Origin of the sequence: Desulfovibrio gilichinskyi (genome assembly GCF_900177375.1) — a bacterium.
GTDB classification, from domain to species: Bacteria; Desulfobacterota; Desulfovibrionia; order Desulfovibrionales; family Desulfovibrionaceae; genus Maridesulfovibrio; species Maridesulfovibrio gilichinskyi.
Genome location: NZ_FWZU01000001.1, coordinates 813,144 through 832,696, shown reverse-complemented (window position 1 = coordinate 832,696; position 19,553 = coordinate 813,144). Strand labels below are relative to the sequence as shown.

The window sequence follows — 19,553 nt, the reverse complement described above, 5'->3', positions numbered from 1 at the left end:
TTACATCATACCTAGAATTGTATCGAACATGTCGCGGGATACTGTGATAATCTGGCAGGCTGCCTGGTATTGCTGTTGTTGTTTCGTCAAATTTATTACTTCTTCTTCAACATTTACACCGCTGACAGATTGCTGCTGATCGTAATAAAGCTGAGCTGCGGCAGTGTCACAAGTAACTTGAGTCGAGGCTGTTGAAGCAGCTGCGCCAACACTGGAAACAATTTGAGAAAGATACTCGGATAAAGAAGAGGTCTGACTGGAAAGATGGTCACCGATCGTAACTGTTTTGCTCATCAACTCGTTTATGGTTTTTGCGGTGTCATTGCTTCCGGATGAAACCAGACCGTCCGTTCCGACTTCTCCGCAATTTATATGCGAGGGATTGTCTTGAATGTAGGAGTTTATTGAGATGTCAGAGGCACTGCTGCCGTCAAAAAAAGTATTTATTCCTGTTGCAGCAAGAAATCCGGACGTGTCACTTGATAGTTCAAAGCTTATATCTGTGGCTGATTGTAATTTCAGATGTCCTTCTGAATCCACAGAAGCTGTAATGGATCCTGGAAAAGCTGAATTTATGGAGTTCACGATGTCATCAAGAGAATCTGTGGAAGGATCAATAGATATTGCCGCGTTAGAAAGTAATGCTCCGTCAGCATCATAAGTATATATTGAAAACTCGCCTGATTCTATATTAGCGGCATAAGGCAGTCCGCTATTCGAAAGAGTCGCTGTTTGATCTTCAACGGAATATGTTCCTTCAAGAGATAAGTGAGAGGATAGTCCTGCGCCTTGAGAATGCACTTCATTTACTTCCCAGATAAGTGCAGAAGATAAGTCATTGAGGCTGTCCATTGTCGGAATAAGCTCATCATCTCTGAATGTTAGCAGACCTGAAATACTTCCGCTGGTACTTCTGTGTGAAATGCCAGTACCGCTTGCATCTGTCAGCGGGGTGCAGTTAACCAAAGAGGAATCGTTGCCTTGCCAGTACAGTCCGTTTTTAGGAACAATTGTATATCGATCTCCTTTTGTATGGTCAGAAGTTGAACCGGAAAAAGATATTTCAACTCCATCTATTGTTGCTGAATTGTTTGAATCTCCTGCTGTATAGATAAGAGTGTTTCCGTTTTCATCTTTTGCCCACGTATTACCCCCGTCAAAAGACACTTTGAATTTTGCGCTTCCGTCTGCTCCTGAAGAAGTAAATTCCAGTAACATTTCCTCACTTGATGAACCTGAAAAATTTAACTCACCGTCATAAGCAGAAGAGGGCATAAGGGATTCGGTGGATCGCGCAGAAGTGTAGACAAGGTTATGAGTTTCAGAACCTTCTACCAGGGGCATTCCGCTTTCTGTATATATTTTTGTTTGGCCGTCACTTGGAGTAATAACTGTTACACCGATTAATTCATCAAGTTCGCGGATTATCTGATCACGATTCGAGACTAAATCGTAATCTTCAGGCGATGCAGCAATCTGTTTATTCAGTAATCCTATATTATCAATATATTCATTTGCCTGAGCGACCTGATCGTTTATTTCATCTTCCACAGTAGATTGCATTTTTTGGAGTTCAGAATAAGTGGAATTTATGGAATATACTAACGATTCTGCTTCACCCAGCAAAGCTTCCCGCTCTGAAGAGGAATCAGGATACATGGATAGTTCAGCCCATGCTGTCAGAAAAGCATCTTGAGTTACTCCAAGTCCGTCTTTAGCACTTTGATTAAAAATTGAATCCATTTGCGATAGATATTCAGATGAAGCCTTGCTGGAAGCAAGGTCAGCGGAGGAACTCAAATATTGAGTTTCAATAAATTTATCCCAGTTAGACTGGATTGCAGTGATCTCTGCCCCTGTTCCGATGCTGTTTCCGCCAACATTAATATTGCCGGTGCTCGTATAAACTGCGTTTGCGCGCCTATATCCGGTAGTTTCAGCATTAGCTATATTATTGGACGTAGTCGCAATAGAAGCCTGAGTATTGCTGATGGCTTTTGAGCCTATATTGAACAGGTTGCTGATCATGGTATATGGTCCTCTTAAAACTAAAACTTTGACTGATTTTCTTCCAGCAAGCTTAATAGTTAAGCTTGCTGGAAGAGGTCATATATTATGGGTTAGCGTTTAAGACCTATTGCCGTAGTCAGCATTGAATCCGCTGTAGTTACAACCTTACTGTTGGCTGAATATGCAGCCTGAATAATAATTAATTTGGTCATTTCAGCAGCTAAGTCGACGTTCGAGGATTCAAGTGAGTTTGAAACAATTTTTCCGAAACCGCCTGATCCGGCTGTTCCGATAACAGCGTCTCCGGAGTCAGTTGTAGCTGAAAACAGATTGTTTCCGTTTGCGACAAGACCGCCGGGGTTGGTGAAATCGGCAAGGGCGAATTGGTATAATTCAATGGTTTGATTGTTTGAATAAGCCCCACTGATAATACCGTTTTTATCAACACTCACTGAAAGCAGTGAACCTGTGGCGTAGCCGTCCTGACTGGTACTGTAAGTCGCAGAAGAGCTGTCACTGTAACTGGTTGTTGCGCCTGTCGCTAACTCGATTGAGTTAAAAGAAGGTAAATCAGAATAATCTGTTGTAGCGGTAACATCTGCTAATGTGCTTATTGTTGAACTCGTAGACCATCCTCCGTTAGACCCGACTGAAGAATTCGGATTGGACATTCCGAAGCTGAAAGCGAGATCTTGTCCGGTTGTGCTTCCTGTGAAGTTAACATTCATTTCAGGAACACCTGAATCACTAAATGATGCCAGTTCCCAGTTTGCCGGATCTTTCGGGTCAGTGGAGGTTGGTGTGTCTGAAAGGGTGAAGGCAGACTGTGATGTCAATTTACCTTCTGAGTTGAAAGTTAAAGTTCCGGTCATCAGCAGTCCGGCTCCACTGGTGGTATTCATATCGGTTCCACCGAATGTGCGCTGATCTTCATTAGGATCGCATGCTACAACATATTCCCAGACTATATTTCCGTCTGAATCGGTATTTACAGGGTCCATATAAAAAGTGAGATCATGCGCTGAGCCGTTTTCATCATAAATGGTCATAGTTGATGAATAGCTGTATCTGGATGAATCCAATGCCGGTGATGATGTTCCGTCATATAGTTCAAATTCAGAAGTGTACGGGTTTGCGGTTATAGCTTTGTCTGTACTTTGAGAATTAAGATTCATGGAAGTACGGACTGCACTTGTTGCATTTGGAGGAGATTGTGACTGGTCAAGTTGAATGTTAGTAAGCGAACCTGAGGCAGAACCCTCTTTAACTTCCCACCCTTGAACCATGTTGCCATATGGATCTACAAGGTAGCCGTCTTTATCAAAATCAAAATTTCCGGCTCTTGAATATGAAGTTGCTCCGTTATCAGGATCAACAACTATATAATATCCGTCACCGTTTATTGCTACATTGGTAGATGAGCTGGATGTTTCATATGATCCTTGCGTATAATCAGTATTAATAGAAGCTACTCCTGCTCCGTTACCAACCTGACTCAATCCTCCGCCGGTAGTAATGGCGGAATAGAAAACATCTTCAAATGTTGCATATGTACTTTTGTACCCGACGGTACTTGAGTTAGCTAAGTTATTACTCACAACTGAAGTGGCCTGACTGTTAACATTGAGGCCGGATATGCCGGTATATAACGAACTGGTGATTCCCATTTTAATTCTCCTTATCCCTTAATCAGGATGCGAAACTTACGTCGGCGAGAGAAACTTCTCTGCCATCATCAAGGGTCAGTACAACTCCGCTGCTTTCAGAACTGACGCTCGTGACTGTTCCAACTGATGTGAGGTCCACATCAATATTGTCACCGTTTTCATCGTAGGCCGCAGCGCGAAGGGTATAGATTTCTCCTGAAGTAAGTGTGCTGCCGGGATTAAGTTCGGTTTGACCTAATGTGTGATCACCGGAAGTGACATCTGAAAATAGTTTGGTGTCCACAATGTTACCGTCCGCGTCATAAATATTGACTACGAGTGATGCTGCATCACTTCCCAGATTAAGAGTGACATCTGAAGCAACTCCATCTGTAACTTCAACAACACCACCCTCTGCTGTAACGTCCTTTCCAATATAGCTGGAACTGTTCATGGCAGAGAGGGCAGTAAGCTGGTCAACAATCGTATCAAGCTTTGCATTGGTTGATACTTCTTGTTCCAGTGAAGAATATTGAGTCATCTGGTTAACCATTTCAGTATTATCAACCGGATTCGTCGGATCCTGATATTCCATCTGAGTCGTTAGAAGTGTCAGAAAATCAAGCTGGGTAAGCGAGGAGTTGCTTGACGATGATGTGCTCGATGTTGTTGAGGAACTTACAGCCTCGATACTCATGATACTATCCTCCGTTCGGTTTCCGCCCCGAAATAGCGGCGCAATTTAGCAATTGCCTGGTGTTTAATACTACGCACAGTTTGGGGCGAAATGCCGAGCTGTTCGGCCACTTCAACAGAGCGCATATCTCCCCAGAAAACCATTTTAACTACTTGGTTTTGCCTTTCGGAAAGCAATCCTTTAGGAATGGTTATTGTTGATTTTGGAATGTCTACAGCTGGAGACTCTTCATATTCATCTATATATTGATAGTTTTTCTGTAACTTACGCATATAATCTATACTTACTGAACGACTTATAATGTATAGCCATGTATTAAGTGAACTTTTGTCTGAGGAGTACTTTGATAAATAGTTATGCTTAATTATTTTGAATGCTACTTCTTGAAATATTTCTTCAACGTCATACTTAGTAATGTAATTAAATTTAGTCTTTAAAAAGCATCCAATATCATTCTTAATTCTAATATTGTTCTCTTTAAAGAAAATTTCAGCATTACATGATTTGTTGTTGTCATATATTTGATTGATGTTTGCGTTCATACTTCCTCCTATGCACGGAAGTGAGCAACTAATGGTCCGCAGTACATTAATACAACATCATTTATTGTTTATAGTTGTCGAAGATAGCTTTGCTGTTTGTTAAAAGTATAAAGCAACAATAAAGAGCAGTAGGCTAAAATTAATAATTCTTAATTGAAATTGTTGGCAAAAGTCTTAGAGAAGCAGGTGTCGTCAAATTAATGAATTGGGTGGGAATATTTTACCTAGTCAGTAAACAGGGTCTTGTCTGGAGTAATGATCAAAAAAAAGGACCCGGATAAACCGGGTCCTAGTTATGCTGTCCGCTTCTAAAAGAAGAGTTAGCTGATTAGCTGAAGAGCCATCTGCGGTAGTGAGTTGGCTTGTGAAAGCATTGCCACACCAGCCTGAGTAATGACCTGCTGCTTTGAGTAATTGGTCATTTCGGTTGCAACATCCACATCTGAAATCTGAGATTCAGCAGACTGAAGATTTGTTCCCTGAGTCTCCAAGTTGGATATTGTTGCGTCAAGTCTGTTTTCAAGTGCGCCGAGATTAGCTCTGATCTTATCCTTTGAGGTAATGGCCTGATCAAGTGCTTCTAATGCTGCCTGCGCTTGTACCTGGGTAGAAACCGTGTATCCGGCATTCTTCGCACTGGCATTACCGATTCCGAGAGATGAAGCTGTGCAGTTGCCTATTTTGACATTGTACTTATCTTCAGCGGAATCATTACCGGTTCCGAAATGAATAACCATAGCAGTATCACTGCTTAGATTACCATTTAATAAGTGGATTCCGTTAAAGTCAGTAGCACTTGCGATACGGGTTATTTCCGATGCCATTGCCTGATATTCCTGATCAATCAGTGCACGCTGATCACTGGTATACGTACCGGTTGCGGCCTGTTCAGCAAGTTCCTTCATACGAATAAGCTTTTCATCCACAACAGAAAGAGCACCGTCAGCGGTTTGAATCATTGAAATACCGTCATTCGCATTCTTAACACCCTGACTGAGTGTGGAAATGTCAGACCGCATGAGTTCGCGAACAGCCAGCCCTGCGGCATCATCTGCCGAAGAGTTGATTCTTAGACCTGAAGACATTTTTTCTGTTGATGAGCCGAGTGCTCCGTATGCATCATTAAGATGTTGAGCTGCAGAATTAGCCATTGTGTTGTTGTTGATTACTAAAGACATAAAAACCTCCGTGTTTTTTTGTACATCCATGCACTAGGTGAATGACCGATTCATTCAACCCTTTTGCTAGTTATACGAAGTGAACACGAAGAACGTTCATGGTGGTATTTTTTACCCATTAAATTGGCAGCTGACGGTCTTAATATAGATATATTATATCTTAATATTTCTTAATGTTTTTAACATTTTTTAACATTAAATTCTTATGCTTATTCCTTCTAAACAATTACTATGCAGGCAGGAGAAAAGCTATGAACAAAATACTTCTTATTGATGATGACCCGGAACTTGGAGAACTTTTAAATACATATCTTGGTGGAGAAGGGTATAGCGTACAGACTGAATGCAACGCTACTAACGGGTTGAAGACATTTCATAATGACACTTTTGACCTGATTCTACTTGATATTATTCTGCCGGACCTCAGCGGGCTTAGTGTATTAGATCTGATTAGATCAAAATCAAATGTTCCGGTAATAATGCTGACAGGAAAAGGTGACGAGGTTGACAGAGTGGTTGGTCTTGAAATGGGGGCCGATGATTACATTTGTAAACCTTTTCAATTGCGTGAACTGCTTGCCAGAATGCGTGCTGCGTTACGCAGGTGTGCAATGGTTAACGAAGATTCAACACAGTCTGTCAGAACAAGTAGAGGAAAGATAAAAGTAGGCGGGATAGAGGTCAACCTTGATTCTCAATCAATTCTTGTCGAAGGGGAAGAAACTCATTTCACAGCTGCTGAGTTCAGCATTATCGAACACTTGTCTGTAAGTTGCGGAAAATTAGTCGAACGTGAAGAGCTTATGGAAATTGCTTTAGGCAGGACTGTAGATTTTGATGACTACGTGTTGAATGTTCATATGAGCAATTTACGTCGTAAAATCGGCGAATCTGTAAGTATTAAGACAATTCGCGGCCGCGGTTATATGATGACAGCAAAAAATCAGGCTGGCGCATGATTTTTTTCAGGCAGCTTTTTTTTATCATTTTTCTTTTCTTTCTGATTCTGAACGGTTTGATCAAACCGTGCTTAGCTCAGGAAAAAGAAACGAGTAATCAGCAGCTTGAGAAACTTGAGCTTGAAGACCTGCTTGACGTTGAAGTTGTTTCACCAACAAGGCGGAAACAATCGTTAGAAAATATTGCCGGTTCTTATACAATCCTTACTGAGGAAGACATTAAAGTCAGCGGGGCTATGTCTGTTCCTGAAGCTCTTAAAGTTGTTCCGGGTGTTCTTGTCACTCGTATGGATTCCGATAAATGGTCTATCGGTATTCGCGGATTTAATGGAGTTTTTAACAGCAAGCAGCTTATACTTATAGATAATCGTCCTATAACATCTCCTTACTATTCAGAAGTAATATGGTCCAATCAAGATCTTCCTATCGAACTTGTTAAACGAATTGAAGTTATTCGCGGTCCATGGACCAGCCTTTGGGGATCAGAATCTTTTAACGGCGTAATAAATATTATTACAAAATCTGCAAAAGAACTGCAGGGAACTCAAAGCGTTTCAGTTGTCGGTAATGACGTAGCTTCGCAGATGGTTCGTCAAGGCGGGAAATTTACAGACGATGGATACTTTATGGTATACGCCAAAGGTAGCTATGAACCGGGAAAATCTTATACCGTCCGCGGCGGTACACATAAAGGGTCCAGAGATTTAGTTCAGGGAACCACCGGTTTCAGAACGGACTGGCAGAATATTTTTACTGATCAGTTTACAATTCAGGGAGATATTTCAACTTCAAGCATTACAGAGCAGTCTCCTCCCGGGAATCCTTTTTCTGCAGATAAAGTTAAAAAAGGTTATGGCGGGTATGCCCAGTTTACATGGGACAGAGCAACCGGATTAAATTCAGGCATGCAGTTCAGAACCTCTTATTCAAGATCGGAGACAACTTTTGATGATCTTGAAGGCGTTTCAAACACTATTGATGCTGAATATATTTATTCAGCTGATCAGATTGGAATTAATCTTTTTACCTTGGGGCTTGGGGGGAGGTACTTTTGGGATTCATTTGAACAGGGAGATCATGTAAGGGTTCGTAATGAAAAGTTCAGTCGCATGGATTTCAGTTCTTTTGCTCAAGACAAAATGACTCTTATTGAAGACAGTCTGTTTTTGACGCTCGGTCTTAAGTTGGATTATTCGGAAGATGGAAACCTTGAGCCTCAGTCCACAGCCAGGCTTCTTTATACAGCAGATGAAGATGAATACTGGCTGGCCGTTTCTAAAGCAACAAGAGTTCCAAGTAACTGGGCCCGCGAAGGGCGATATCAAGTTAATTATAATGGGAAAAGGTATGAAATAGATGCTTCAGGAAATCTTGATTCAGAAGAGCTTACTTCAGTTGAAGCCGGGTATCGCAGAATCTTCAGTGACAATTTAAAACTTGATCTTTCTTTATATTTTAATAGTTATGACAAGCTGATAACACTTAATTATGATCCCGATACCCGCATTGCTACGCCTGCCAGTGCTCTTTGCGGACTGACTTATGGAACTGAAGTTGCGCTGGATTGGAAAGTTTTACCAAGGCTGACACTTCGTCCTTCCATAAGTTTGTCAAATCAGGATTTCCCCGGTGCAACGCTGAATGATGCAGGATTCTCACCTCCTCTTAACTGTCCTGTATACAATTTAAAAATTCAAGCGTTAATTAACTTAGCGGAAAAATGGGATCTTGATCTTTTCGGTTCATACTTAAATACGATGGATGATAAAGATCTTTCTACCGGATTTGGAGTAGATGCTCGACTTGCATGGCATCCCGTAGATAATCTTTCGCTTGAACTTATTGGTTCAAGTCTTCTCAGCCAAGTCAACGAAGGAAACTTCGAGACAACTGAACCTTCCTGTTCTTTGAGGGTCATATGGGACTTTTAGGAAGGTATAAGTTCTTTTTCGCGGCAGTTATTACCTTGTTCTTTTTTTTATATTCCTCGCCGGTTATTGCTGCTGATGCTAAAATTACTGCTACAAAAGCACAACTGCGTGCTTTGTTCATTAAAAAAATACCTAAATATGTGCTTTGGCCTGAGCAGGCTCATTTCAAAGAAAGTGAGAAATATACTGTTGCAGCTATTGATAAAGAAGAATTGGCTCCGTATTTTGATAAATCAGAATCTTTTAAATTAGTCCGCTGGCCTGCCGACGACTGTCAGGTCCTTTTTCTTGATAGCTCAAATCCGCGTGTAATAGCGGCAATTCTTAAACAAGTAAAAAATAAACCTATCCTGACAATTGGACAGAATCCTGATTTCCTGCGTATGGGAGGAATTATCAACCTTGTAGAGTCCGGCTCAAGAATGAAATTGCAAGTTAATATTTGCGCTGCTCGCAAAGCAGGACTGACTATCAGTTCAAAATTGCTTAAACTTTCTGAAATTTTTTGTGGAGATCATTTAGAATGACCGGTTTCCAAAGCAGCCTCGGGCGCAAAATAGGAGCGGCAATTCTTGGGACAACCATTTTCGCTATTATTTTATCCATGACTCTCACTATTGCATCATTTTTCCACTCATACAGGCAGGCCACTATTCAGAAGACCAATGGTCTGGCTCAAATAATGGCGACTTCCACTATTTCAGCATTAGATTTTAATGACAAAGAATCAGCCACAGAAGTTTTAGATTCACTTTCATTAATACCAAATGTTGTCGGAGCTACAATATTTACTCCTACTGGTGGAGTTTTTGCATTTTTCGGAAGCAAAGCAACCACCTTTCCTGAGTTAAAAGTAGAACCGGAGATAAATTTTAATTCATTCTCTGTAATTCAGCCAATCAAATCCGGAGAAGAATTATTAGGATATTTGATCATTGACGGAACCTTCTCTGATCAAAGTGAATTGGTATATCATATTGCGGCAACTTCTGCGTTGATACTTATAATAGTCCTCGGGATAGGTGTTATTGTCGCGAACTATTTCAGGAAAAAAATTACGCAGCCTATCGGACAACTCACCGATGCCGTTCGTGATATTTCAATAAGAAAAGATTATTCAAAAAGAGTTGCATATAAAAGTCAGGATGAAATTGGGTATCTCGTTTCAGAATTCAATTCGATGCTCGGTAAAATTGAATTACGTGACTCATGGCTCAACAGTCATCGTGAAATGCTTGAAACAATAGTTGCTCAGCGTACAAAGGAACTTCGCGCCAAGCAAAAACAATTAAAAGACAAGAATTCGCAGCTTGTTAAACAGATTCATGAAAGACGTACTGCGGAAATGATCCGCGAAGAAGTTGAGCGTATAAATCGTCATGACCTGAAATCTTCTCTTAATCTTGTCATCGGATATCCTGAATTACTTCTCAATAAAGGCAACCTTACTCCGGAACAATCTAAATATATTAAGCGAATAGCCTCAGCTGGATATCGCATGCTTGATATGATTCAATTTCATCTGGATATATTTAAGATGGAGCAGGGGATTTATTCATTAAGGACAATGCCTGTTGATCTTGTAGAATTGCTTTGTTCCCTGGAAGAGGAAATGTCCTTGTTGCTGACTCAGGAAGAAGTTTCCCTTTCTATCACAATGAATGGTGAGGAAATAAGCGGAACTGAAGAAATAACTATAATTGGCGAAATGGTACTGCTGCGAACTATGTTTAGAAACCTTATTAAAAATGCAATTGAAGGGTCTGTTAAAGGGGATGTTGTCTCTATTTCAATTGAAAGAGATCTATATACAGTCGTCAGTATAAAAAACAGCCTTCCGGTTCCAGAGGAAGTCCGTGATAGATTTTTCAACAAGTATGTTTCCGTCGGTAAAGAGGATGGAACAGGTCTTGGCACTTATTCCGCTCAGCTCATTGCTAAAACTCATAATGCGGAGATATCTATGGAAACGTCGGATGAAAGCGGGACAGTTGTTTCAGCTAAATTTGAAACTGATATTTCAGAGAGTTAGTAAAATGTATGTGTTTTTAAAAAACACAATCCCGCTATTAAATATTTAATACCTTTCTGTCTTAAAAAAAGATACCCCAGTCTGATTTATCAGACTGGGGTATCTTTTTGTTTTTGCAGGCAATTTTTGTGTTTTAAGCAATTTTAGTCTTTTTTTTAGGAATATGAGTATATTTTCACAAGTAAAATCGGCTTTAAAAAAATTCTACCTGCACTTCTTCCTTTTTATTACTCGTTTTAAATATTAATTATTATTATTTATCCTTTTATATTAGGTTGTTATTGATAGATTGTGATTTTTGTAACTAAATCTGGCATGTTCATTGCTTTAAAATCTTGAATGAGTGATCAATTACAAGTTCGCTGATTTTGTACATATATTGCGTACTTGGCGAATGTGAATTGTATGATGGTCGCTAGTTTTGTACCAGAATACCTCTTTTCAATTTAAATAAGATGTGTTCTAAGTGAAAAAAGACTGATTGATTGACCAATCTGTATTTGCTCCATCTTGCATCATTAATCTTAAGGAGGATGACGCTGCATCTGAAGCATAAATCTGCTTACTGTCGTTAGGTTCCGGCCTTTGTGCCTTAATCGTCAATTTTTCAAAATCAAGGACTGGTTCGTTGAAAAACAGATATACCCCACTAACTTTAATCGTTGCTGTTTTAGTAATTGCGGCAGCATCCGGATTTCTTTTCGCGCCGCCAGCGCAGGAAAGCCCGGTTCGCGTTGTTATGGATAACAGTGGCGGAAGAGTCATTTTTTCCCACGCTAAGCATGCTGAAGATTTGGGTTATGATTGTGCTGATTGTCACCATGACAATATCGGTCAAGATAAGCCTTTAGCTTGTGCAACATGCCATCCAGTTGCGTTTGATAAAAAGTTCAGAAGCGAACATCAAAAGAATTTTCCTGACAAAAAAGCATGTCTGCGCTGTCATGATGAAGTTCCTACAGGTCCTCTGGCAAAAGAAGACAGACCTGATACTGAGAATATTCCTTTGTTGTCAGATGCTTTTCATAAGCAGTGTATGGGATGCCATGAACAAGACGGCGGACCTTATGGTGCCGATTCCTGCTACAAATGCCACGCGAGGTAGGTTAGATGCTTAAGATTCACTACTCACTCGAATCCGATGTCCAAAATGTAATACACGACATTGCCGCGCCTTCTGAAATTAATATTCAGGTGCGCAATCTTGTTCTTAAAGCTAAAAAAGGACAGAGCGTTGCCCGCGGCGATATGATTGCTGAACATCCGTCCAAATTCGGCGGCGCGTATCATGCTTCTGTTTCCGGCAAGGCGACAAAAGTCAATTACCATCACCTGACTATAGAGTGTGACCACAAAGAGAACTCAGTTGAACCTGTTGATGTTAAATCCATGGGACCGGGAAAGGATCTGCAGCGCACTTTGCAGGAACTTGGTATTGATGTCGCCCCTCTTAGTTCACGTTGCGGTCAGTTGATTATTAACGGGCTTAACCCTGAACCGGGCATTTTTGTAGCTGAACTGCTGCTTGAATGTGAAAACGATATTCTTGAAGTCGGATTGAATATTGTTAAATCGCTTGTTCATCCGGTGCATACAAAGCTTGCGGTGGCTAAAAAAACATCAGCTACTCTTTCCGGAACCGAATCTGTTTTTGTCAAACCTAAGTATCCTAATTCGCTTAATGCTCTTGTAATTAAAGCTGTCACCGGAAAGGAATTCTGCGACGACACCAAAATTATGAGCATCATGGATATCTATAATATAGGGCTTGTTGCTAAGACCGGTCTGCCTGTGACTGACACAATTATGACCATTAGCGGACATAATTATCGCGTGCCTTTTGGAACACCTATCCGTCATTTGCTTAATGAATTGGATATGACTGTTAAATCCGGTGACAAAGTTGTTCTCGGCGGACCTTTCCGCGGAGAGGCTGTCTATAGTCTGGATGAAGGCGTGAAGAAGGGCGATCATGGATTGTTTATTATCTCTACAGGGCAATTCCCTTCAGTAGAAGATGCAACATGTATCAACTGCGGTGAGTGCGTGCTTAGCTGTCCGGCTCGGATTCTTCCTAATATGATCAGCCGTTATGCGGAGTATGAAAGATTCGAAATGGCTGAGAAGTATGACTTACACAGTTGTTTTGAATGCGGCTTATGCTCTTTTAACTGTACGGTCAGACGACCTATTTTGCAATATATCCGTTTTGCCAAGGATCAGCTCAGGATCAGCGGTAAGGCTGAATAGTTTTAAAGTCATGGCACAAGTCACCGGATTTGCCGGTAAAATATACAAGTTTATAGATTCAAGGGTTAAAATATGACTCCACCAGTAATTAAAGCAATGTCGGACATTGCAGTCAGGCTCACAGTTTCGCCTGCTCCTCACTGGCGCAGCAGACGTACTTTGACGAAGATGATGCAGTATCATCTTCTGGCTCTGCTGCCGGCAATGGTCATGGCGTTCAACATGTTCGGGCTGTCCGCACTTTCAACCATAGGGCTTGCAGGATCTGCTGCTATATTGACTGAAGCTCTTTGTCTTAAGTTGCAGGGGCGCGATATCAATGTCGATAATTTCACAGCATTATATGAAGGTATCCTTTTTGCCTTTTTGCTTCCGGCAACAGCTCCATGGTGGGTTGTCTGTTTCGGAGCTGCTTTTACAATTGTAATGGGGCGTACGGTATTCGGCGGATTCGGAACCAACCCGATCTGCGCACCGCTGGTTGCCTGGGCATTCTGTCGCCTGTCATGGCCTGCCGCTATCGATATCGACATGAACCTTTCGCATTTCGCTATCAATGCACCATTAGACCAGCTTAAGTTCTTCGGTCTCGAAAGCCTTGATCAGTTTAATTATACAGACCTTTTCCTCGGGCATCAGCTTGGCGGGCTTGGCTCATCACAGGTAATTGCACTGCTTGCAGGCGGAATTTTCCTTATTGCAACCGGGTGGGTGCGGGTTTTCATTCCTGCGGCTTTCCTGATCGGTGTAACTGTCACCTCCTCCATTTTCTGGATGATTGATCCTGAAGTTTACGTCAATCCTTTGTTTCATCTACTGACAGGGTCAGTAATGTTCGGAGCTTTCTTTCTGGCTCCTGATGTTTCTTCAAGTCCCGTCGGCAAAATTCCGCAGCTCTTATTCGGCCTCATTGCCGGAGCCATGGTTATAGTTATTCGGGTCTATGGCGTTTATCCTGACGGTGTGCCTTTTGCCATAATGGTGGCAAACCTGCTTACACCACTGCTTGACAGGGTGCGTCCTAAACCTTTTGGAGGCAGATAAATCATGCGTGAAATACTTTATATGCTTGTGGTCCTTTCTGTTATCTGTGCTTCTTCCGGAGCTTTGCTTGTTAACTTGAAGCAGGCCACCAAAGGACAGATTGAGCAGCAGGTTCTCACTTACGTACAGGGACCGGCACTTCTTTCTGTTCTTGAAAACAGGGACAATGATCCGATTCTTGAACGTGTAAAGGTTAAAAATGTGACTGTTTTTCCGGCAATTAAAGACGGCAAACTTGTCGGCGTTGCCATTGAAACTTTTGCTCCGGGGTATTCCGGCAACATCGGAGTTATGGTTGGATTCGATGTGCAAAAGGATGAACTCCTCGGCATCGGTATCACTACTCAGACTGAAACCCCCGGTCTTGGATCGCGTGTTGCGGACCCTGCTTTTACCGGCAAGTTCACAGCGCATGGTCTTGAATCCATGCAACTGACAGCTAAAGGCGGAGATATCGACGGTATTTCCGGTGCAACATATTCTTCTACCGGAACTGTTGATGCTGTCCGTAAGGCCATTGAAGTATATCAGTCTATCAAGCCTGAGATCACCCAGATCTGGCAGAAGTCATAAGGAGATTCCATGAGCCGTATAGTCAAAGAATTTGTAAAGGGACTTTGGGCTGAACTGCCTCCTTTCAGGGTGCTTTTAGGTCTGTGTCCCACACTTGCTGTTACTTCCACTGCGGATAACGGTCTAGGCATGGGTATAGCAGTTCTCTCCGTTCTGACATTGTCCAATATGATAATTTCATGCCTTAGAAAAATAATTCCTGCGAAAGTACGTATCGCCTGTTTTATCGTAATTGCAGCGTCACTTGTTGTTGCCGTTGAGTTGCTTATGCAGGCTTATGTATATCCGCTTTACCTTAGACTTGGTATTTTTGTTCCGCTTATTGTTGTTAACTGTCTTATTTTGGGTCGTGCTGAAGCTTTTGCTTCTAAAAACGGAGTCGTTTTGTCCATTGCGGATGCTCTCGGTATGGGAATCGGTTTTACCGCTTCACTGACCTTTTTGGGTGCAATTCGTGAAATACTGGGACACGGAACAATCTTCGGACATCATATCATGTGGAGTTCTTTCCATCCTGCCGAACTCATGGGGAAAGCTCCGGGCGCATTTATCGGACTGGGAATCATTCTGGCTTCCATGAATGCTCTCAACAGATACCTGAGTCGTAGAAAAGGCGAAACTCCACCCGATATTATGAATTCCGGTTGTGCTTCCTGCGGTGCTTGCGGCGCGTGCGGCGACATTAAAGACCTCAACTCCAAATAAGATAAAGGTTGATTAAAATGGAATACTTCCTGTTATTTATATCTGCTATTTTTATCAACAACATCGTACTTGTTCAGTACCTTGGAACATGTCCTTTTATGGGAACTTCCAAGTCCACAGATGTTGCAATGGGAATGGGCGGAGCAGTTATATTTGTTATTTTGATGTCCACGGCTCTGACTTGGCCTTTGCAGCACTACGTACTCATTCCATTCGGTCTTGAGTACTTGCAAACCATCGTTTTTATTTTGGTTATTGCATCGCTTGTACAGTTTGTTGAGATGTTTCTTAAAAAGATCATTCCGCCGTTATATAAATCATTGGGCCTTTTTCTGCCGCTGATCACCACCAACTGTGCGGTGCTCGGTGTGGCTATTATGGTTCAGCGCAGTGAATATTCATTCATGAAATCTATGATGTACGGACTTGCTTCAGGTATCGGTTTCCTGATTGCTCTGGTCATTATTTCGTCCATCCGTGAAAGAATGGATATTGCTCCGGTTCCGTATGTTTTCAGAGGCGTTCCGATCGCACTGATCATGGCTGGTATCATGTCACTGGCGTTTTTCGCTTTTCAGGGAATGGCCGCTTAACGGACAATTGAGGAGATATTAAAATGGTGACTTCTTCTATTATGGTTTTATTCTTACTAGGTCTTACTGCCGCCGCGATTCTGGCTGCAGCTTCAAGAGTTCTGCACGTGGAGGAAGATCCTCGCATTGCAAAAGTTGAAGGATGTTTCCCCGGTGCCAACTGCGGCGGCTGCGGGTATCCCGGTTGTTCGGCAGCTGCTGGCGCAATTGTTGAAGGCAAAGCTTCCCCGGAAGTATGCGTTGCAGGCGGAGCTGAAATTGCTGAAAACATCGCCGCAATCATGGGCGTAGAAGCTGCATTTAAAGAACCTAAAGTTGCAAATAATATTTGTACCGGTGGTTCGCGCGCAAATTTATTATTTGAATACGAAGGCGTTGAAGACTGCCGCGCTGAAGCATTGCTTTACGGCGGTGAAAAGACTTGCGGCCTCGGCTGCATAGGTCTGGGGTCTTGCGTTAAAGTTTGCGGTTTTGATGCCATACGTCTTAACGACGACGGTATTCCTGTAGTTGACATGAACGCATGCCGCTCTTGCGGTAAGTGCGCTGATGTTTGTCCTACCGGAGCTATCCGTATCAGCGGTATGACTATGGACTTATTGCACCTTAATCAGATTGACGACTGTCTGGCACCTTGCATGCAGAAGTGTCCGGCTCAGATAGACGTTCGTACATATATTAATCAGATGAAAAACGGTGACATGCGCGGCGCATTGTTAACCATGAAAGAGCGCAATCCGCTGCCGCTCGCTGTCGGTCGCCTTTGTCCAGCCCCGTGTGAAACTATCTGCCGCCGTAATATTGCGGATGACGGCGTAGCAATTCACACCTTGCATCGTTTTGTAGCGGACTGGGAAATGAACTCCGGATCGCGTCTCAAACTTGATTGCAATCCGTCGACAGGTCATAAAGTTGCGATTATCGGTGGTGGACCTGCTGGTCTTTCCTGCGCTTATTTCTTGCGCCGCATCGGTCATGAGCCTGTTATTTTCGAGAAACGCGATCACATCGGCGGTATGATGAAGGGGATTATCCCTGAGTACCGTCTGCCTGCAAAGGTTGTTGACTGGGAAGTTCAGTCTATCCTTGACCTTGGCGTTGACGTTCATACGGGAGTAGAATTCGGTAAAGACATTACGATCGATAGTCTTGAAAATGATGGATATGAAGCAATCTTTATTGCAACCGGAGCATGGAAAGTCCCTGCTCTCGAAATTGAAAATGCTGACGCTGAAGGCGTGCTTGATTCCATTACTTTCCTTGAAGAAGTCGGCAAATCCATCACAAATCTGAAAGGCAAGAAAGTTGTTGTCATCGGTGACTCAAATACTGCTATGGATGTTGTGCGCAGTGCCGCCCGTCTTAATTGCGAAGTTACTTCTTTGGTCGGTTGTATTCAGCGCAAAATGGCCGCCAACAAAAGTGAAGTCATCCGCGCTACCGAGCTGGGCAGTGAACTTAAGTATCTGACAGAGCCGACCCGTATTATTGCTAAAGACGGAAAAGTCTGCGGTATTGAGTATCGTGAAGTCCAGTATGATGATCCAGCAAAAGCACTTGGAATTCCTAAACCTGTGGAAGGAACTGAGGCTGTCATTGATGCTGATATCGTTATTACCGCAACCAGCCGTGTTATTGATACCATACCTTTTGAAGGTAAAGACGGTTCGCCTATTCTGACAGTTAGCAAAAAGACAGGCGGGCTTGATGCCGACAGTCTGTCATTGCAGACGAAACGTCCTAACGTCTTTGTCGGTGGGGAAGTTCACACCGGTCGCAGCATTATTATTCAGGCTGTAGCAGACGGACGAAGAGCAGCGCGCGGTATCCACCACTTCATCACTGAAGGCGTTATTCCGGAACTTGAAAATCCGCAGCTTCGCGTTATACCTGAATCCATTCTCAAGAACATGGATGTTACCTACACAATTCCAAGAATCAAAATTCCTGAAATAACAATTGAGGAACGCAGATCTACATTTAAAGAAGAAGTTAAAGGTTCCATCGTATATGAAGCCGCCCGTAAAGAAGGCAGTCGTTGCCTGCGCTGCGGACTTACCTGCTATGACTCTGAAGCCGGAGCAGAATATGCTCAGGATGCAGATGTTAAAACATTTGCTGAATTAGGTAAGGTGTAAATAGTGTTCGGCTCCAGTTTTAGCAGACGTTCATTTATGAAAGTTTTAGCTGCAACAGGAATTGGGAGCTCATTAGTATCCACTCCGGTTGTCGCCGATGCGCATAGCTAACGCTATGCGCATCGGCGACAACCGTTATAAAATCTGTGAAACACGCTTTCTTATGGGAACCTATGTTTCCATAACAGCTTTGCACGAATCGAAAGATGTTGCAGAGCACGCTACCGCTTTGGCTTTTGAAGAAATTGATCGTCTCGCAGCAATATTTGATCGTCATAAATCAAACACACCTGTTTCTGAATTAAACCGGACAGGCCGATTAACAGATGTTGCACCTGAGCTTTTTTATGTTATGAAGAAAGCACAGATCTTTAACAATTGTTCAAACGGTGCTTTTGATGCAACGGTTCTGCCTGTTGTAAATATGCTGCGCAATCACGCTAATCCAAACGGTCGGGTAGACCTGAATAAAAGTGATTTAGGTGAAGCCTTGGCTCTTGTTGATTCAAAGGGATTGCAAATTTCAAACAGAAAAATAAGTTTTGATAAGCAGGGGATGGCTGTGACTCTTGATGGCATCGGCAAGGGATTTATTGTTGATTCCGCCTCTGAAATTTTGTCTGCCAACGGTGTGGCCAACCATCTGATTAATGCCGGCGGTGATATTCGCGCCGGAGGTGAGCGTTCAAAAGGGCAACCTTGGATTATTGCTATCGAAGATCCTGCCAAGAAAGGGAATTATCCGGCAGTGATTCAGCTTAAAGATGCGGCCGTAGCAACTTCCGGTGGGTACGAAGTTTATTTTGATGCTGAAAAATCACATCACCATGTGGTTGATCCGCGTACAGCTTTATCTCCTACGCAGAGTTTAAGCGTTTCTGTAACAGCGCGGACTGTAATGGAAGCAGATGCTCTGTCCACTTCAGCGTTTGTTATGGATTCTCAAAGTTCCATTAATTTTGTCAATGCACAGAATAGTAATGAATGTTTGATAGTTAAATCATCTGGAGAAAAGTTGAACTCTAAAAACTGGAACGGTCTGGTTAGAGTTTAAGAATCTAAATTTAAAGATAAATTTTAAATACCGCTCCGTTAACTGAAAGCAAGTGACAACCTCCTTAAGTCCCAAAAGTCGCTTGCACCTGCAATTCGAAGCAACCTGTACTTCGAATCAGGGCAAATGCGGGAAAAATCAGAAAACGGCAGTCTGCATCAGGGAAGTCTAACCTACCTTCCCTAAGCCCCCAAAATGGAC

Annotated in this window: 18 protein-coding genes; 13 read left to right on the top strand and 5 right to left on the bottom strand. The window is 42.5% G+C overall.

Translation table 11 applies throughout. From position 1 onward, the window contains the following. From flgK to B9N78_RS03875, 5 genes are all read right to left on the bottom strand, one after another. The gene (gene flgK, locus B9N78_RS03895) at window positions 1–2,028 is read right to left on the bottom strand and encodes a flagellar hook-associated protein FlgK (RefSeq protein ID WP_085098583.1); all 2,028 of its coding nucleotides are present in this window, start codon (window positions 2,026–2,028) and stop codon (window positions 1–3) included. 92 nt (window positions 2,029–2,120) lie between these two features. Further along, entirely contained in the window at window positions 2,121–3,677 is a 1,557-nt protein-coding gene (locus B9N78_RS03890) for a flagellar hook protein FlgE (RefSeq protein WP_085098580.1), read from the bottom strand. 22 nt (window positions 3,678–3,699) lie between these two features. After that, window positions 3,700–4,353 carry a flagellar hook assembly protein FlgD gene (locus B9N78_RS03885; protein ID WP_085098577.1) on the bottom strand — a complete coding sequence of 218 codons (654 nt, stop codon included), beginning with the start codon at window positions 4,351–4,353 and terminating at the stop codon, window positions 3,700–3,702. Continuing rightward, a complete protein-coding gene (locus tag B9N78_RS03880; protein WP_085098575.1) occupies window positions 4,350–4,895 on the bottom strand; it encodes an RNA polymerase sigma factor in 546 nt (181 codons plus the stop codon). The genes B9N78_RS03885 and B9N78_RS03880 overlap by 4 nt, the downstream gene beginning before the upstream one ends. A 320-nt stretch (window positions 4,896–5,215) precedes the next feature. Continuing rightward, window positions 5,216–6,073, bottom strand: a complete 858-nt coding sequence (locus B9N78_RS03875; protein ID WP_085098572.1) for a flagellin N-terminal helical domain-containing protein — start codon at window positions 6,071–6,073, stop codon at window positions 5,216–5,218. 251 nt (window positions 6,074–6,324) lie between these two features. On the opposite strand from B9N78_RS03875, the gene B9N78_RS03870 reads away from it, so the two are divergent. The 13 genes from B9N78_RS03870 to B9N78_RS03815 all read left to right on the top strand — a co-directional run bounded on the left by B9N78_RS03870 (window position 6,325) and on the right by B9N78_RS03815 (window position 19,352). Continuing rightward, complete coding sequence (locus B9N78_RS03870; RefSeq protein ID WP_085098569.1) at window positions 6,325–7,032, top strand: response regulator transcription factor; 708 nt, start codon at window positions 6,325–6,327, stop codon at window positions 7,030–7,032. Continuing rightward, a complete protein-coding gene (locus B9N78_RS03865) occupies window positions 7,029–8,963 on the top strand; it encodes a TonB-dependent receptor plug domain-containing protein (protein ID WP_085098566.1) in 1,935 nt (644 codons plus the stop codon). Before B9N78_RS03870 ends, B9N78_RS03865 begins: the two co-directional genes overlap by 4 nt. Next, window positions 8,951–9,490: a YfiR family protein gene (locus B9N78_RS03860; RefSeq protein ID WP_085098563.1), complete on the top strand. Its 540-nt coding sequence runs from the start codon at window positions 8,951–8,953 to the stop codon at window positions 9,488–9,490. Before B9N78_RS03865 ends, B9N78_RS03860 begins: the two co-directional genes overlap by 13 nt. Then, on the top strand, window positions 9,487–10,995 hold the full coding sequence (locus B9N78_RS03855; protein WP_085098560.1) for a CHASE sensor domain-containing protein: 1,509 nt from the start codon (window positions 9,487–9,489) through the stop codon (window positions 10,993–10,995). Before B9N78_RS03860 ends, B9N78_RS03855 begins: the two co-directional genes overlap by 4 nt. Before the next feature lie 628 nt (window positions 10,996–11,623). Continuing rightward, window positions 11,624–12,100, top strand: coding sequence for a cytochrome c3 family protein (locus tag B9N78_RS03850; protein ID WP_085098557.1), 477 nt, complete (start codon window positions 11,624–11,626; stop codon window positions 12,098–12,100). Window positions 12,101–12,105: 5 nt separating this feature from the next. Further along, window positions 12,106–13,245 (top strand): 4Fe-4S dicluster domain-containing protein, encoded by a 1,140-nt coding sequence (locus B9N78_RS03845; protein ID WP_085098555.1) that lies wholly within the window; start codon window positions 12,106–12,108, stop codon window positions 13,243–13,245. Between the two features lie 72 nt (window positions 13,246–13,317). Beyond that, window positions 13,318–14,289 carry an RnfABCDGE type electron transport complex subunit D gene (locus tag B9N78_RS03840; RefSeq protein ID WP_085098552.1) on the top strand — a complete coding sequence of 324 codons (972 nt, stop codon included), beginning with the start codon at window positions 13,318–13,320 and terminating at the stop codon, window positions 14,287–14,289. Between the two features lie 3 nt (window positions 14,290–14,292). Further along, window positions 14,293–14,862, top strand: coding sequence for an RnfABCDGE type electron transport complex subunit G (gene rnfG, locus B9N78_RS03835; protein ID WP_085098549.1), 570 nt, complete (start codon window positions 14,293–14,295; stop codon window positions 14,860–14,862). 9 nt (window positions 14,863–14,871) lie between these two features. Then, window positions 14,872–15,567 (top strand): electron transport complex subunit RsxE, encoded by a 696-nt coding sequence (gene rsxE / locus B9N78_RS03830; RefSeq protein WP_085098547.1) that lies wholly within the window; start codon window positions 14,872–14,874, stop codon window positions 15,565–15,567. A gap of 17 nt (window positions 15,568–15,584) precedes the next feature. Then, window positions 15,585–16,160: an electron transport complex protein RnfA gene (locus B9N78_RS03825; protein ID WP_085098544.1), complete on the top strand. Its 576-nt coding sequence runs from the start codon at window positions 15,585–15,587 to the stop codon at window positions 16,158–16,160. Window positions 16,161–16,183: 23 nt separating this feature from the next. After that, window positions 16,184–18,298 carry an FAD-dependent oxidoreductase gene (locus B9N78_RS03820; protein ID WP_085098541.1) on the top strand — a complete coding sequence of 705 codons (2,115 nt, stop codon included), beginning with the start codon at window positions 16,184–16,186 and terminating at the stop codon, window positions 18,296–18,298. A gap of 36 nt (window positions 18,299–18,334) precedes the next feature. After that, window positions 18,335–18,409 (top strand): hypothetical protein, encoded by a 75-nt coding sequence (locus B9N78_RS18300; protein ID WP_245805465.1) that lies wholly within the window; start codon window positions 18,335–18,337, stop codon window positions 18,407–18,409. Continuing rightward, window positions 18,396–19,352: an FAD:protein FMN transferase gene (locus B9N78_RS03815; RefSeq protein ID WP_245805452.1), complete on the top strand. Its 957-nt coding sequence runs from the start codon at window positions 18,396–18,398 to the stop codon at window positions 19,350–19,352. Before B9N78_RS18300 ends, B9N78_RS03815 begins: the two co-directional genes overlap by 14 nt. Window positions 19,353–19,553: the final 201 nt, after the last annotated feature.

What these genes read in the sequence shown, in the direction of transcription:
- B9N78_RS03870 (WP_085098569.1), top strand. Translation starts at nt 6,325, where the DNA reads ATGAACAAAATACTTCTTATTGATGATGACCCGGAACTTGGAGAACTT.
- B9N78_RS03885 (WP_085098577.1), bottom strand. Translation starts at nt 4,353, where the DNA reads ATGAGTATCGAGGCTGTAAGTTCCTCAACAACATCGAGCACATCATCG.
- B9N78_RS03820 (WP_085098541.1), top strand. Translation starts at nt 16,184, where the DNA reads ATGGTGACTTCTTCTATTATGGTTTTATTCTTACTAGGTCTTACTGCC.
- B9N78_RS03815 (WP_245805452.1), top strand. Translation starts at nt 18,396, where the DNA reads ATGCGCATAGCTAACGCTATGCGCATCGGCGACAACCGTTATAAAATC.
- rnfG (WP_085098549.1), top strand. Translation starts at nt 14,293, where the DNA reads ATGCGTGAAATACTTTATATGCTTGTGGTCCTTTCTGTTATCTGTGCT.
- flgK (WP_085098583.1), bottom strand. Translation starts at nt 2,028, where the DNA reads ATGATCAGCAACCTGTTCAATATAGGCTCAAAAGCCATCAGCAATACT.
- B9N78_RS03860 (WP_085098563.1), top strand. Translation starts at nt 8,951, where the DNA reads ATGGGACTTTTAGGAAGGTATAAGTTCTTTTTCGCGGCAGTTATTACC.
- rsxE (WP_085098547.1), top strand. Translation starts at nt 14,872, where the DNA reads ATGAGCCGTATAGTCAAAGAATTTGTAAAGGGACTTTGGGCTGAACTG.
- B9N78_RS03840 (WP_085098552.1), top strand. Translation starts at nt 13,318, where the DNA reads ATGACTCCACCAGTAATTAAAGCAATGTCGGACATTGCAGTCAGGCTC.
- B9N78_RS03855 (WP_085098560.1), top strand. Translation starts at nt 9,487, where the DNA reads ATGACCGGTTTCCAAAGCAGCCTCGGGCGCAAAATAGGAGCGGCAATT.
- B9N78_RS03865 (WP_085098566.1), top strand. Translation starts at nt 7,029, where the DNA reads ATGATTTTTTTCAGGCAGCTTTTTTTTATCATTTTTCTTTTCTTTCTG.
- B9N78_RS03875 (WP_085098572.1), bottom strand. Translation starts at nt 6,073, where the DNA reads ATGTCTTTAGTAATCAACAACAACACAATGGCTAATTCTGCAGCTCAA.
- B9N78_RS03880 (WP_085098575.1), bottom strand. Translation starts at nt 4,895, where the DNA reads ATGAACGCAAACATCAATCAAATATATGACAACAACAAATCATGTAAT.
- B9N78_RS03825 (WP_085098544.1), top strand. Translation starts at nt 15,585, where the DNA reads ATGGAATACTTCCTGTTATTTATATCTGCTATTTTTATCAACAACATC.
- B9N78_RS03845 (WP_085098555.1), top strand. Translation starts at nt 12,106, where the DNA reads ATGCTTAAGATTCACTACTCACTCGAATCCGATGTCCAAAATGTAATA.
- B9N78_RS03890 (WP_085098580.1), bottom strand. Translation starts at nt 3,677, where the DNA reads ATGGGAATCACCAGTTCGTTATATACCGGCATATCCGGCCTCAATGTT.